General features: G+C 44.9%; 11 protein-coding genes. 3 read left to right on the plus strand and 8 right to left on the minus strand.

Annotated features, from left to right (window positions below; all coding sequences use genetic code 11):
- From QUB66_RS23635 to glpX, 4 genes are all read right to left on the minus strand, one after another.
- The coding region (locus tag QUB66_RS23635) for a tetratricopeptide repeat protein (RefSeq protein ID WP_332971282.1) at window positions 1-806 on the minus strand (806 nt) is incomplete at its 3' end.
- Window positions 807-1,151: 345 nt separating this feature from the next.
- Window positions 1,152-4,157, minus strand: a complete 3,006-nt coding sequence (locus QUB66_RS23640; RefSeq protein ID WP_332966083.1) for a UPF0182 family protein — start codon at window positions 4,155-4,157, stop codon at window positions 1,152-1,154.
- 265 nt (window positions 4,158-4,422) lie between these two features.
- The gene (locus QUB66_RS23645) at window positions 4,423-5,715 is read right to left on the minus strand and encodes a glutamyl-tRNA reductase (RefSeq protein WP_265237929.1); all 1,293 of its coding nucleotides are present in this window, start codon (window positions 5,713-5,715) and stop codon (window positions 4,423-4,425) included.
- Window positions 5,716-5,874: 159 nt separating this feature from the next.
- Window positions 5,875-6,912 (minus strand): class II fructose-bisphosphatase, encoded by a 1,038-nt coding sequence (gene glpX / locus QUB66_RS23650; RefSeq protein WP_106333211.1) that lies wholly within the window; start codon window positions 6,910-6,912, stop codon window positions 5,875-5,877.
- A 443-nt stretch (window positions 6,913-7,355) separates the two neighbouring features.
- Between glpX and QUB66_RS23655 the strand changes: the two genes are divergently transcribed.
- Window positions 7,356-7,973, plus strand: coding sequence for a CP12 domain-containing protein (locus QUB66_RS23655; protein WP_265239250.1), 618 nt, complete (start codon window positions 7,356-7,358; stop codon window positions 7,971-7,973).
- A gap of 150 nt (window positions 7,974-8,123) precedes the next feature.
- Here QUB66_RS23655 and QUB66_RS23660 read toward each other — a convergent pair whose 3' ends face one another.
- The 3 genes from QUB66_RS23660 to QUB66_RS23670 form a co-directional block, all read right to left on the minus strand.
- A complete protein-coding gene (locus tag QUB66_RS23660; protein WP_332966080.1) occupies window positions 8,124-8,795 on the minus strand; it encodes an SOS response-associated peptidase in 672 nt (223 codons plus the stop codon).
- Window positions 8,796-8,843: 48 nt separating this feature from the next.
- Window positions 8,844-10,496 carry an ABC1 kinase family protein gene (locus QUB66_RS23665; RefSeq protein WP_265239248.1) on the minus strand — a complete coding sequence of 551 codons (1,653 nt, stop codon included), beginning with the start codon at window positions 10,494-10,496 and terminating at the stop codon, window positions 8,844-8,846.
- Window positions 10,497-11,033: 537 nt separating this feature from the next.
- Window positions 11,034-11,603, minus strand: a complete 570-nt coding sequence (locus QUB66_RS23670) for a DUF3611 family protein (RefSeq protein WP_265239247.1) — start codon at window positions 11,601-11,603, stop codon at window positions 11,034-11,036.
- 563 nt (window positions 11,604-12,166) lie between these two features.
- Here QUB66_RS23670 and QUB66_RS23675 point away from each other — a divergent pair.
- The gene (locus QUB66_RS23675) at window positions 12,167-12,304 is read left to right on the plus strand and encodes a hypothetical protein (protein WP_332966076.1); all 138 of its coding nucleotides are present in this window, start codon (window positions 12,167-12,169) and stop codon (window positions 12,302-12,304) included.
- A 274-nt stretch (window positions 12,305-12,578) separates the two neighbouring features.
- A complete protein-coding gene (locus QUB66_RS23680; RefSeq protein WP_265239246.1) occupies window positions 12,579-13,430 on the plus strand; it encodes a DUF1206 domain-containing protein in 852 nt (283 codons plus the stop codon).
- Window positions 13,431-13,505: 75 nt separating this feature from the next.
- Here the strand turns inward: QUB66_RS23680 and QUB66_RS23685 are convergent, their stop codons facing one another.
- The gene (locus QUB66_RS23685) at window positions 13,506-13,664 is read right to left on the minus strand and encodes a hypothetical protein (RefSeq protein WP_332966073.1); all 159 of its coding nucleotides are present in this window, start codon (window positions 13,662-13,664) and stop codon (window positions 13,506-13,508) included.
- Window positions 13,665-13,867 lie beyond the last annotated feature (203 nt).

Genomic DNA, 13,867 nt, shown 5'->3' on the forward strand with positions numbered 1-13,867 from the left:
ACGCCCCGTATGAACCAGATGCTGTGGTCATCTGGTTTGAATTCTAAAGATTTGTCGTAGGAGGCGATCGCCTCTTCTAATTTTCCTAAATTAAACAGTACAACGCCCCGTATGAACCAGATGCTGTGGTCATCTGGTTTGAATTCTAAAGATTTGTCGTAGGAGGCGATCGCCTCTTCATATTTATTTAAATTGTCGCAAAGAATACAGCCTCGACTGTTCCAGACATCGTGATAATCAGGTTTGAATTCTAAAGCTTTGTCGTAGGATGCGATCGCCTCTTCAAAATTACCTACTTTAAATTGCTCATTTCCTAGCTTTTTCCAAACCTCAGCCTCCCCATCAACTTCCCCTTCTCCCTCACCATCTCCAACCTGAGATATCGGAAACTTAACCAATATCTCCCTACCAACATTCCCCGCCACCTCTCCCAATTCCCCGCCACAAATTCCCCTCAACAACTCCAGCCTGCGCGCCAATTCCTGAAGCGATGACACCGAATCCGTAGAGCAGGTGTCGCCGTGCCCGCCCTCCTCAGTTGTTTCTCCATCAATTGCTAACAATCTTTCCCCAAACCGTCGCAACCAGTCAGCCAATTCAGTATCTCTGAGGCGTTTTGCGATTAAAAATTCCGTAACATCGCCACTCCCCCAGCCGCTATTTACCCCTTCCAGGAGTTCCATCAACTTCGCCTCAAATTCGGCATCCGTCAGAGTTGGAGGCTGCTGAGGCGTTGAAATCGGGCGATTTGTTCGGAAGATTCGCTGAATTAATTGTTTGAGGAATTGCCAGATTTTGTCAAACATTGGTGAGGTTTTGAGGTGACAATGTTTTTATTATAGAGCAAGTCTTGGATGTTTGAGGGCTTGAAGTGTGGGTTCATTTTGATTTTTCTCGGATTTAGGAATTAGGCAAGATTTTGATCCCAGTTTAAAAACATTTTGGTATAATGTGTAGTGCCAGACTGCTGTCTACCGCCGAGGCCAGATCCCCCCTAGCCCCCCTTAAGAAGGGGGGGACAAGAATGTTCTCAAAGTCCCCCTTCTTAAGGGGGATTTAGGGGGATCTGGCCTCGCGTCTAAACGAGAGATACAAAACTTTTCAGGCTTAAGTTGACACATATCGGCAATGCTTTTTACACATATTATCTATCAATTCAAAGCTGGCGCTGTTCCTTTTATTGGTATCACAATTGCGGGTTTATTAGTAGATTTTGGCTGAAAAAGTGCCTTAAGTGCGGCATCAAGAGTTTCGGCCATCACAATCCGATTTTCGTAGGCAACAATCACTCTGACTAAGGTTGGCAAACTATTGCGTTCTGCCTCTAAATATAGAGGTTCCACATACAGCAAAGATTGTTCGATCGGAATTACCAATAAATTGCCTTGAATCGCCTTTGAACCCTGCCGATTCCACAGAGAAATTTGTTCAGAAATCACCGGATCTTGGTTAATCAAAGCTTCTATCTGTTCCGGGCCATAAACTAATCGCTGTTTGGGGAATTGATACAACAGCAATTTACCATAATCATCGTCATCCGATCGCCCTGCAATCCAAGCAATTAAATTATTACGACTGACTGGCGTAAATGGCAATAGCAAAATAAACTCTTCTGATGTTTCCGTCGGCAGTTTCGTAATCAAATAATACGGTGCTACGGGCTGCTGTTCGCCACCATAAATCTCATTGGGAACTCGCCACAAATCCTCCCGATTGTAAAATACCTGCGGGTCTTCCATGTGATAAGTTAACAACCGTTCCGATTGAACGTTCAACAAATCTACGGGATATCTAATGTGTTTGCGAAGAGCCGGAGGCATTTTGTCAAGGGGTTTGAACATTCCAGGAAAGATAGCCATCCAACTTTTGATAATCGGATCGGAGGGATTGGCAACATAAAACTCAACAGACCCGTTGTAGGCATCAATGACGACTTTTACGGAGTTGCGGATGTAGTTAAATTCATTTTGACCCGGATCTGAATACGGGTAACGATCGCTCGCTGTATAGGCATCGATAATCCAGTAAAGATAGTTAGGAGGCTTGTTATTAGTTTTTGAGGAAGAAAGCTGAAATTTTTTGCCATTTTTATCGTTGTTTTTTTCTATATCATCTTTAGTAAGATTGGCGTTTGCTACTACCAAATACGGGTCGGAATCGTAGCGCAAAAAAGGAGCGATCGCCCGGACTCTTTTGTTAATGTTTCGGCGGTACAATAATTTAGTTTCTGGCGTGAAATTGCGGGTTAGCGCCATTTGCCAATTTTTGAGATAACTAGCAAACAGCAAGCGCCGCCATATAGAACCGATCGCAATTCCGCCCCTACCGCTGTAATTGTTGTAAACATTTTCTTCACCGCTGGGATAGTCGAATTCCTTGACTTGTGTGGGTGTCATCACGTCTGTATCGGTGATAGCGCCGTAGTAAATGCGCGGATAGCCGATCGGGAGACTCATCCGAATTCGATCGCTAGTTATATCTAAAGCAGTCTCTCCTGTCTCGGCTGGAACTCCAATATCTTTAACAAAATAATCGGGTAAACCGCCGACACCGACTGTGTTTACGGGAGAAAGAGTAAAGCCGTAACCGTGCGTGTACACCAGATGTTCGTTCACCCAAGTTTGAGCTTCCGGCGCAACTGCTGTATAATCTAGTTCCCGCGCCGCCAGAATTACTTGCTGGCTTTCAGTTTCTCCCTTTTTTGCGGTTTTCTTTTTGATTGTGTAGCGATCGATATCCGCATCAGGAAATGTATAATACGGTCTGATTTGTTGTAACTGTCGGTTGGTTTGCAGCAGCGGCCGCTTGTCCCACAGCCGGATGTTGCTAACAGTTAGTTGATTTCTTTCTAAGTCTTCATATGTAAGTTTCCCGGCTGGATCGAAAGTTTTTATCTCAATTTTTTTGATATCAAATGCTGCTTGAGTAAAGGCAATGCTGCGCTGGATGTACGGCTGTTCTCGCGCTAATTCGTTGGGTCTTACTATCAGTTGCTGCACAACTTTTGGCAGCAGCAAACCTCCCAAACAACTTAAAGCTAGCCATCCCAAAATAATCTTTTTGATGAGTTGATTGGGAATTGTGAATTGCCAAACCTGCCACAGCATCAAAAGTGCGATCGCCCCAGCCAAGATACTCAAAAATCCATAGACAGGCAGTCGCACGGTCACGTCTGCATAATTCGCCCCATAGGTAACGTCTCCCCGCGAATACAGCAATGCGTAGCGCCCCAGCCAGTACCGGAGTGTGGTGGCTAGCATCAAAGCTGCTCCCAAGCCGTATAAGTGCCGCTGTTGCGATCGCGAAAACCCCAAAAATATCCCTTGACTCAGGCTATTTCTCGACAGCAAATATGTTAAAGCACAAGATACTAAACTGTACAAAAATAGAACTGTCAACCAAAAGCTTAGCAACTCTAAGATTGGGAAAGTAAATACATAAAAGCTAATATTTTGGTTAAAAAGAGGGTCGGTTGTGTTAAAATTACTAGGGTGGAAATATTGTAAAACTTTTGTCCAACGACTAGCGGCAATTAGCCCGATCGCCAAACTGAGCAAAAGGGCGATCGCCCGCAGCCAAAAACCCGGCTTAATTACCACAGCTAACATCAGCCCCAGCAGCAAGCTCAACTGCCACCAGTTAGAAAATAGCTGCACCGCCTTAAGCTGGATTGACTCAAATCCGAATTGAATTGGCGGTGTAGACAAACCACCAACTATCCTAAAATCGGCGATACTATCAGCAGCTAAGATTCCACAGTGGATTATTGTTAAAATTGCGATCGCACTTAATCCCAATACCGCCAACAGCAGCCAGGGAAAGGTAATTTGAGATTTAGCAGCAGGTAGTTGATGATTTTTCCCAGTGTTGAGCGCATTTTTTAATGCGATCGACTGGCCCAAAACAGGTGATTTGATGTTTTCGGTGGGATCTTGCAGGCGGCTGGCTAGGGCTAAATTTCCCAGTAAAAACGCGGAAGATGCAGAAAGTGCGATCGCCCCCAGCAGCCCCTGAGTTTTCAGCTTTAACAGCAAAACCTGAAGATATCCAACTTCCTGAAACCAGAGAATTTCTGCCGCAATCCGGGATAAAAACTCAAAAAATAACCACAGCCCTACCAGCAATAAAATTAGTTGAAAAATTCGCTTAATAGTCATTAGTTGTTAATCATTAAAACTGGTTCCAATGCAGAGCCTTGGAACCGATATCCAGAGGCTCTGCCTCATCCAAAAATGGAGGCAGAGCCTCCATATCTGCGTTACCAGGCACAGCCTGGTAACAAATAAAAAGAAACCTTGTTACTTTCTCAGCAAATAGGTAAGCCCTAATTACATTAAAAGCTGATGCCAAACATCACCAATGACTAATGACTAATGACAACCGCCAACTGTCAACTGTCAATTGTCAACTGTCAACTGTCAACTAGCTATACTGCTGATTTACATCCACATCCAAATTAAACAACACTTGCAAAGTCTGCATCGCTTGTCGGCGCGCTTCAATATCCTGCTGCGCGCGTAACTGCACCATCGGATCGTGCAAAATCTTATTCACAATCCCTCTTGTTAAAGATTCAATCACATCTTGATGTTTCTCCGAAAATTCAGAGCCCAGACGCGATAAAGCTTTTTCTAACTCTTGTTCCCGAATCAATTCGATTTTATCCCGCAAACAGCTAATAGTCGGAACAGTTTCGAGACTACGCAACCAGACATCGTAAGCCTCTACTTCCTGTTCCAGCAGCCCCTCAGCTTCCATTGCCATTTTGCGGCGAGTTTCGTGATTTTGAGCTACCACTGCTTTTAAGTCGTCTACATTAAACGATCGCACATTCGCCAATTCGTTCGCATCAGCATCGACGTTGCGCGGCACAGAAATATCCATCAACATCAAAGAGCGATGCTGGTCTAAAACAGCTTCTAATTTAGCTTTATTTAACAACGGAACTGTAGCAGCCGTACAGGTAAACACCAAATCAGAATCGGCAATTACCTGCATCATGTCCGACAGCAGATGCAGGTGCAATTGGGCATCTTTAAACTGATCGGCTAACTCCTGGCCACCGCGCATCGATCGATTGACGATCGCAATATGGCTCGCTCCTTTCGACAGCAAATGCTGCACCAACAAGCGCGACATCTTCCCTGCACCGATAATCGCAATCCGGCTGGTGGCTAAATGCTGACCTTTCATGTGAGCTAATTCTGCCGCCGCCGAAGAAATCGAAACCGCACCAGTACCAATGCTAGTTTCCGTGCGAACACGCTTCCCGGCTGTAAGAGCTTGCTTAAATAAGCGTTCTAAAATTCTGCCAACACCTTTGTACTGCTGGGCGAGTTTGTGAGTTTGTTTCACCTGAGCCAAAATTTGTCCTTCTCCCAGCACCAAACTGTCGAGGCCAGCAGACACTCGCATCAAGTGCATCACCGCATCTTCGTGCAGCAAAATGAACAGGTGAGGGCGCAAAGACTGCAAAGGAACTTTACTGCATTCCGAAAGGAACTGAATCACCTCTCGCACCCCAGGCTCTGACTCGGTGGTAACGATATAAATTTCTAAGCGGTTGCAAGTGCTGAGGATGGCAACTTCTTGAATGTGGGGGTAGCCGCGCAATTGGGCGATCGCCGCTTCAATCTTCTGTTCTGGAATGCTGAGTTTTTCGCGAACTTCAACCGGCGCTGTTTTGTGGCTGAGACCTATGACGGCAATATTCATATCTGTGATTTGTCACTATTTATTTCTTAGTTATCAACAGTCACCTGTGATTAATTCTTAGTTTATCGCTAATTTCTAATCATCGGTGACTGTCAACGGTTAGCGGTGAAAAATTAACATTTCAAAATTAACTGTTAACTCTTAACCTTTAACTAATGACTACTTCAATTGCAGAGATTTCGGCTGGTCAAACATATGGATTGTATCCACAAACCGAGCAGTTTTCGACTGAGAAGAAATTACCAAGCTCTCAGTGCGAGCGCCGCCGCCAAAGAAGCGAACTCCATCCATCAGCGTTCCGGGAGTAATTCCGCAAGCTGCAAACAGAACAGTTTCTCCAGATGCCAACTCTTCAGCATTGTAAATCTTGTCTGGATCTGTGATGCCCATCTCTGTCAGGCGGGCGATATTCTTCTCTTTGCTTTCGCCGATCAAACCAGTTTTGACAATAGCCGGATCGTAAATTAACTGACCTTGGAAGTGACCGCCCAAGCAGCGCATTGCTGCTGCGGAAATCACACCTTCGGGTGCAGCGCCAATACCCATCAGCGCGTGGATGTTGGAACCAGAAAACGCGCAAGAAATCGCAGCAGAAACGTCGCCGTCGCTGATCAGTCGAACTCTTGAACCCGCTTGGCGAATTTCATTAATTAAATCTTTGTGCCGGGGGCGATCCATCACCACCACTACCAAATCTTCAATACTGCGACCGAGGCAATCAGAGATAATTTTGAGGTTTTCGGTTGGCGTTTTGCGAATATCTACATGATTCTTAGCAGCCGCGGGAGCAGCCAATTTGTTCATGTAGAAATCGGGCGCAGCAAACAAACCACCTTTTTCAGAGATTGCCAAAACTGCCATCGAACCGTTTTGACCGTAAGCAACCAGGTTAGTACCTTCGCAGGGGTCAACAGCGATGTCAATTTCGATCAATTCATCGATGTTGCAGACATCTTTAGCATCTTCGCGAGTACAAATACCTACTTGTTCGCCGATGTAAAGCATGGGTGCGTCATCGCGTTCGCCTTCACCGATCACGATGCGGCCGCGCATATGAATTTTGTTCATGCGCTCACGCATGGCTTCTACAGCTACGCGATCGGCTTCATCTTTTTCGCCTTTGCCCATCAAGCGAGCGGAAGCGATGGCTGCCTGCTCGACTACTTCGATAATCTCTAAACCGATTACATTGTCCACAAACTTTATTCTCCCAACTTCTGATGCTTGCCGGTGCTCTTTTGCACTCCCAGCCATCAAGTTTATCAGAGGCGGGGATCTCTGCGAGCGTAAGCACTTGCTTTGTTTGTGTTAACTTTTGCTTCTTTGAGGCTGGGAGGGGAGAGGGGGGAGATGGGGAGATGGGGAAATGGGGAGAGTGGGAGATGGGGAGATGGGGAGATGGGAGATGCGGAGATGGGGATATGGGAGAATTGGGAGAATTTTCCTTCTTCTCTGAATATTGATCGGTTAAATCCATTAAATCCGTTAAATCCGTTACACAATCCGTTGCCGAACTTTCTTGGCCTCCCTTGACTTATCGTAACAGTCGCCTCAGTCCTGAAGTTTTATGATGATAGCAAATCAAATTGTCGCCCCCAAATCGGGACGAACTAGACTTTATAAACGGGGAGCAATAAAAAATGATGATGAAAGCACAAGATATTATGACAACTGAAGTTGTTACCATTCGCGGTTCGGCAACGGTAGCTGAAGCAGTGGCGATGATGAACGAACTGTGTCTGCGCGCATTAATTGTGGAACGCCGCCACGAACAAGACGCCTACGGCATTGTCACGGAAACGGATATTGTTTACAAAGTAACAGCCTACGGAGTAGACCCGCAAAAAGTCCGCGTCTTCGAGATTATGACCAAACCGTGCATCACGGTGAATCCCGACTTGGGCGTGGAATACGTGGCGAGGTTGTTCGCGAATACCCGAATCCGCCGAGCTCCGGTTATTAAGGACAAACTGCTTGGCATTATTTCGGTAACGGATATTTTGACAAAAAGCGATTTTGTTGATAAGCCGAAGAGTGTTTTATTTGAGGAAGAAATCGAAAATGCGATCGCGGATGCCAGAACTGTCTGTGCCCAGAAAGGCGCTACTTCTAGAGAGTGTGCTGTAGCTTGGGACATTGTAGAGGAAATGCAGGCTGAGGCTGCTCATCAGCGATCGATGAAGCTTGACAAAACGGCTTTTGACGAGTATTGCGAGGAGAATCCCGAAGCTGCCGAAGCACGGATGTACGACAGTTAATTTAGTCATTAGTCAGCAGTCATTGGTCATTGGTCATTAGTTGTTAGTTGTTAGCTGTTGTTATAAGCGAGCAATCTTTGTGCGACATTTATTAAGTTTTAATTGCTGACTAATGACTGCTGACTAATGACTGCTGACTAATGACTGCGTTTATTCAATTGCTTGAATGCACTCAGGACTGTCTTTGCTGGAACTGTTGACGATCGCACTTACGGCCTTTGCTGTCATGGCTGTGGCAGCATACGGCTTTAACAGCGGCAAAACTTCCTGAGCACTGTTAACAGCAGGATCGAGCCACTTTTCCCAGGCGCACTCAGGGAGAATCACCGGCATTCGATCGTGCACTGGCTGCACTGTTTCGTTAGCAGCGGTAGTAATTATAGTGCAAGATACAATGTTTTCTGCTTCGGGAGATTGCCAATTTTCCCACAAACCCGCAAAAGCAAAAAGTTCGCCCTCCGCCATTTGAAAATAGTAAGGCTGTTTGTGCTTTCCCTGGGGTAGCCATTCGTAGAAACCGTCAGCAACTATCAAACATCGCCTGTGCTTGATGGCGCTGCGAAAAGCAGGTTTTTCGGCTACAGTTTCCGATCGCGCATTAATCATCTTACTGCCTATTTTCAGATCCTTTGCCCAACTCGGAATCAAGCCCCAGCGCATAAATTGGAACTGTCGCTGCATTTGCTGGGGAGAAACTGTAACTGTCGCCACTGATTGAGTTGGGGCGATATTGTATCGCAGTTTGATATCGGGAACTTCCGACAGTTTGAAGAATTCGGCGATGATTTGAGATGAAGTATTTAAAGTGAATCGTCCGCACATAATTTATAGTTGGTACATCTCCAGATTTCCCCCATTTCCCCTTGACAATCAACTCCGCAAACGGCCCGATCGCAAAATGCTAAGAATTAACCAAAAACCCAAAAAACTAGCCGCCCCAAACAAACCATTGCTCAAAAAAGATAGCTGAGCAGTTTGTGCATTAGAAGAAATAATTGCCGCCCCCACAATCAGCGAACCTACAACAATACTAAAAGAAAGCCGATTCGCAGAATCCCCCAAAGTGCGGCGCAACGGATCGAGTTCTTTTATGCTCAAGTTCCACTTCAAAGTCTCCGAAGTAACCCTGTCTAAAAGCACTTCCACCTGTCGCGGAGATTGCAAAGATAAGCTTTTCAGATCCAGAGCTGTTCTCAACAGAGCTTGTATCGGGTCATCTCCCAATAACTGACGCCGAAACATATCAGTCATCAGCGGTTTCACCTGCTCTATAATATTGAATCTGGGATTAAAAGAACGCGCCAATCCTTCCAAATTAGCTAGAGTTTTTGCATACAAACCGAGATTGCTGGGTAGCCTAATTTTATTGTTTCTGGTAATTTCCAGTACCTCATAAAATATTTCCGATAAGTTCATTTGCGACAAGCTAATATTGTAATACTTTCGCAGCATTCTAGCCAAATCATTCTCTAGATTAGCCAAACTTGTAGGCTGAGCAAATTCTGCCATTTGCAATGTTAATTGAGCGCAGCGCTGAGCGTCTAAATCGACAATTGACAGTAACATTTCTGTCAAATTCTGCTGTGTGCGCGGGTCTAATCTGCCGACCATGCCGCAGTCTAGCAGGGCAATCCGACCGTCTCTGAGATAAAATAAATTGCCTGGATGCGGGTCTGCGTGAAAGAATCCGTCGATATACAACTGCTGGAAGAAAACGCGGCAAAGCAGGGTTGTAATTGCTTCGCGTTCGGCATTTATATCTCCTTTGTGGCCAATTCCTTGCAAATCGCCTAACAAAATCGGCACTCCATTCAGCCATTCCATTACTAAGAGTTTTTTTGTAGTCAACTCCCAGTTAATTTCTGGTAGAACAACTTGTTTTGGGTCGAACCATTTACTTTTAGATAAATTGCGGCGCAGTTCGTCGGTGTAGCTGGCTTCTTGAATGAAGTCTAGTTCTGCGCGCAGGGCGATCGCAAATTCTTCGGCTAAGGCGACAATATCGTATTGTTGACCGAAGTCTGTGAGCATGACAAGTTCTGCTAAACCTCGGAGCACGGCGATGTCTTGTTCGATGACAATATCAATACCGGGGCGCTGAACTTTGAGGGCGACTTCGCGGCCGTCTTTTAAGGTAGCTTTGTGGGTTTGGGCGATCGACCCTGCGGCGATCGCCTGAGTGTTAAATTTAGCGAAGGTATCTTCGAGAGATTGTTTGAGTTCCTTGCGGACAATAAATTCTACTTCCGACCAGGGTACGGGCGGAACTTCCGCTTGTAGCGTCGAGAGGGTTTCGATGTAGGCGGCGGGTAAAAGGTCGGGACGGGTACTCAGCAATTGTCCCAATTTCACAAAAACTGGGCCTAATTCGACGAGGATGTTGCGCAGAACAGCGGGAGTTGGGAGGCTGGGCGCGTCGGTTTTGCGGCCGGTTAGGAGGCTTTTCATGTAGTCCCAACCGTTGCGGAAGACGACCTCTAGGATTTCTCCTTTGCGAGAAGTGTTTTGAACTAGGCTGAACAAGGGGCCTCCGGGTCGATCGGGTTTAAGGGCAATATAACTCTAGGATAGCGCTGTTAACCGGGCTGACGAGTGTCTTGGGGAATAACTTGGGGAAAGGGTGCGATCGAATTTTGGGATGTGGGGGCGATCGGTTGTAGATAGTTTTCCCCATTAAATGCGCTCTTTTTATGAAAGTCCAGACTAAAATTGCACAGGCGATGTGATTTGTTTGAATTCTGGCTTTCCGACATTGACAAGGTTCAGTAGCTGTTAATTGTTTGAGTTTGCGATAAATTGTTAAAAGTTTTTAACGTTGACTACAAACTTTTCTTACATCAGTTGTTTCACTTTGATTTAAGTCATCAGTTGCCATATATTCCGGGAAATTTGGTATAAACAGTAACGCGGAAAAGTTTCACTTTTAGCTTGTAGCTGCGCTGTCTTCCCTCTCTTTCGCCAAGACAGTGCAACCACAAACCTTAGTTAAATCGGTCAGCCCTTGTAAATCCTGACCACATAGGATCTGTGTTTGCCTTTAGCGATCGCTAATGCCGCCAACTAATCCTCTACCCAATTGAGTAACCCAAGAGAAGTAACAGCTCCAAAAAAGTGAGCTCCAATCAGATTCACGTTTGCCATTGTCACAAAAATATCTAATGAACGAATCACATTTTCTGGTGCATAAGCGGCCATCGCTTGCGGTTGACTAAGAGTTTTCGCTAGGACTACAGCAACTGTTTCTTCAGAAGCGACAAACGCGATTAATACCCCCACCAAACTAGAAATTAATCCAATTTGTAAGGTTTTAGTAATATGTTCTTTGCTGGGATATACTTGGGAATTTTCGGCGTGCAAAAGTCTGCCTAAAAGCCTATAGCGAAAATCCCAAAAAATTCTAAAGCACAGCAATAAAAGGCCGACTATCGCTAAAACTATCCCGAAACCAATACCTGCATTATTATTGGTTTGTTCACTCATGTTGCGACCCAACATAGCAAATACTAAAACAATGCCGGAAACAGCACCCAAGAATAACTGTATCCAGAAGCTAACTCGACTGAACAAGCGAAAAGTTGTGACGAATTCGGTGTTCGTCAGCGGTTGTGACAAGGATTCTGGTTGATTCATTATATACACCTTATTGCTGAATTGATCGTCAAAATAAACGAGGCAAGAAAGAGATTCTGCTTGTCTTGCTGGCGCAAGCGACCACCTTGTGGCTAGCTATTAGACTTCTCCTGAAAACTCAGTTCAGCACAGGCAGGATGCCTGATATTTTAGAACTGATTTGGGCAATTTCCGGTAAATAAAAGGTTGAACTCAACACAGCCACTGCCGTTGTGGTTGATTCCATTTTCCTAATATCCTCCTCTGAACCATCAACTTCTTGCGACAATGGCAATTTAGAATCTTAAAAATAGACTTAAGTAAAAGGTCTATTGTCCCTGTTCAACATTTCAAAATGTTGCTTCTCTCTCTATTTAATCTAACTAGCCAAACTTTGCCATCTGTCTAATGCCATAAAAAAATATCCATCTGATGGAAGATGATTGAGGAACAACTTATGATATTGCTTTCAGTTAAGTGCGATCGCTCGGACGATTGGCGATAGATGCTTGCTTCCCAACTGCCGCAAGGGGGCGCATCCATTCTTACAATATCTTGAAGGCAATTTTCTCACAGCTATCATTATGAAAAAGCAGGTATCTTTTCTTCCCGCTTACACCTTAGATCTCTTGACAGCATTCGGATTTTTATTAGGTTTTTTGGGAGTATTTTTAGCGCTGCCAATTCTAATTGTTATTCAAACTTGGGTTAAAAAAAATTAATTAAAGATATACTAGACGGCTGACAGACTACTCCATGATGCCAGCCATTATATAGCCCATAAACCTATATTTGTCAAGCCCCAAAAAGGTGAAAATTATCAATTAATCTGCCGTTGACACTCCCGCTCCAGACAGATAAAAAACATTTCTAAACAAGCTAATCTTTAAATCAATAAATAATAACATAAATTATTGGTTTAATAACTCCGTTAACTGGAAAGGAATGCACTATTGCCTATGGCAGCAGTCGTTAACAACTACATTGTCAAAAAATATGAAACCGCAGAACTCACCCACCGACAGCATTCAACAGTCAATTCGACGGACAGCTTCTCATCCCTGGTTTGAGCGGCTGGCAAGATTGGGATATGCTTCCAAAGGCTTAGTTTACTTTATTGTCGGTTTTCTAGCAGCACAAGCAGCCTTTAGTATGGGCGGCAGGACAACCGATACTAGCGGTGCATTATCAGAAATTGTTAACCAACCCTTCGGTAAATTTCTGCTATTTCTTGTAACGATTGGCATTATTGGTTATTTCCTTTGGCGTATGGTTCAGACAATTATCGACCCAGAACACCAAGGACAAAAAATGGATGCCAAGCGAATTGCCCAACGCATTGGCTACGCCTTCAGTGCTTTAGCTTACGCAGGTTTGGCTTTAACGGCTGTAAAACTGATAATGGGTTCGGGCGGTGGTAAAAAGGATACAACCGAAGATTTGACAGCCCAACTTTTAGCGCAACCATTTGGACAATGGCTGGTAGGATTGGCGGGATCAATTGTTATTGGTGTAGGTTTTTCTTATTTCTACGAAGCATATAAAGCCAAATTCCGCCACCATTTCAAGCTAGATGAAATGAGCCAAAACGAGCTAACTTGGGCGACACGGTTGGGTCGATTTGGAATTGCTGCCCGTGGGATTGTTTTCGTTATAATCGGTCTTTTCTTTATTCAAGCAGCAAGGCTATCGGATGCCAGTCAAACGAAGGGATTGGGCGAGGTGTTGGCAATTCTGGGAAAACAGCCTTTTAGTCCAGTGATTTTGGGTATCGTACCTTTGGGTTTAATTGCCTATGGCATCTACTCGGTAATTGAAGCTCGCTATCGGAAAATTTTGCGCTCATAAGCTGGCCCGTTATACAGAGAGTTATGAATTTTGAGTACAACAATTTTTGTGAATTACAGGACTTAGGGAGGCACACTACATATAGTTTGCCCACAAAGGGTGATGGCGTTGGGCCCTCGCCCGCGATCGCGTTTTTTCTGCGACAAGCATGGGTTTCATGTAGTCCCAACCGTTGCGGAAGACGACTTCTAGGATTTCTCCTTTGCGAGAAGTGTTTTGAACTAGGCTGAACAAGGGGCCTCCTGGTCGATCGACTTTGCTAGCAATATAACTACTAGCATAGGGCTGTTAACCAAGCTGACCAGTGTCTTGAGGAATAACTTGGGGGGAATAGCGGGAATGGGCGCGAGAGCTTTGGGGTGTGGGGGCGATTCCCTACCGAATAGCTGCGCCGCGCGTGCTTTTGCTATTACTCCTGATGGTATTATAGACTTTAT

It is taken from the genome of Microcoleus sp. A2-C3 (assembly GCF_036706065.1).
Lineage (GTDB): Bacteria > Cyanobacteriota > Cyanobacteriia > Cyanobacteriales > Microcoleaceae > Microcoleus.

What these genes read in the sequence shown, in the direction of transcription:
- QUB66_RS23640 (WP_332966083.1), bottom strand. Translation starts at nt 4,157, where the DNA reads ATGACTATTAAGCGAATTTTTCAACTAATTTTATTGCTGGTAGGGCTG.
- QUB66_RS23645 (WP_265237929.1), bottom strand. Translation starts at nt 5,715, where the DNA reads ATGAATATTGCCGTCATAGGTCTCAGCCACAAAACAGCGCCGGTTGAA.
- QUB66_RS23655 (WP_265239250.1), top strand. Translation starts at nt 7,356, where the DNA reads ATGATGATGAAAGCACAAGATATTATGACAACTGAAGTTGTTACCATT.
- QUB66_RS23660 (WP_332966080.1), bottom strand. Translation starts at nt 8,795, where the DNA reads ATGTGCGGACGATTCACTTTAAATACTTCATCTCAAATCATCGCCGAA.
- QUB66_RS23670 (WP_265239247.1), bottom strand. Translation starts at nt 11,603, where the DNA reads ATGAATCAACCAGAATCCTTGTCACAACCGCTGACGAACACCGAATTC.
- QUB66_RS23675 (WP_332966076.1), top strand. Translation starts at nt 12,167, where the DNA reads ATGAAAAAGCAGGTATCTTTTCTTCCCGCTTACACCTTAGATCTCTTG.
- QUB66_RS23680 (WP_265239246.1), top strand. Translation starts at nt 12,579, where the DNA reads ATGAAACCGCAGAACTCACCCACCGACAGCATTCAACAGTCAATTCGA.